Raw genomic sequence first — 758 nt, forward strand, 5'->3', positions numbered from 1 at the left:
CGAAGGCCGCGCGCGGCGAGATGCCGTGGCCCGGCGTCCGGTGGTTGGCCGCGGCGCGCACGGCAAGCCACGGGTTCAATTCGGTGACCGGCGCGTCCGATCCGATGGCCAGTGATACACCGGCGGCGGCCATGGCCGCGAACGGATTCAGCGCGGCGGCCCGATCGGCGCCGAGCCTGGCCGCGTACATGCCGTCCGGACCGCCCCATGTCGCGTCGAAAACCGGTTGGACACTGGCGATCACGCCCCATGCGGCGAGCTTGCCGATCTGCTCGGCGTCGAGCATCTCGGCGTGTTCGACCCGGTGTCCGCGTGCCGCGACGGCCGGGCCGCCGAGCTCGTCGGCGACCCGTTGGAAGCCCGCTACCACCGCGTCCATGGCGGCATCGCCGATCACGTGGAAGCCGGCCTGGATGCCCGCCGCGGTGCACGCTCGCAGGTGCGCGGCAATGGCGTCGGCGTCCAGATATCCGATACCCGTCCCGGGCGTGTCGGCGTAGGGTTCGCGCAGCCAGGCGGTGCGCGAACCGAGCGAGCCGTCCACGAACAGGTCGCCGCCGAGCGCGTGCACCCCGAGCTCGGCGACCAGGGCCTTGGCCTCCTCGGGGCTGGTCACGGCCTCGCCCCAGTAGGCGCGGACCTCCACGCCGTGCTCGAATTCCAGCAGTTCGCGTACGTCCTCGCGGCCCGCGATGTCGGGCCCGGAGCATTCGTGGACCGCCACGATGCCGCGGGCGGCCGCCGCGTCCAGCGCGGCG

The 758-nt window shown here is 73.5% G+C and carries 1 protein-coding gene; it reads right to left on the minus strand.

All coding sequences use genetic code 11. The features are described 5' to 3' along the window. Positions 1-758, minus strand: a 758-nt coding sequence (locus NL1_RS35980; protein ID WP_156095225.1) for an amidohydrolase family protein, incomplete at both ends; no start/stop codon positions are given.

It is taken from the genome of Nocardia lijiangensis NBRC 108240, from assembly GCF_001613045.1.
Classification (GTDB): domain Bacteria; phylum Actinomycetota; class Actinomycetes; order Mycobacteriales; family Mycobacteriaceae; genus Nocardia; species Nocardia lijiangensis.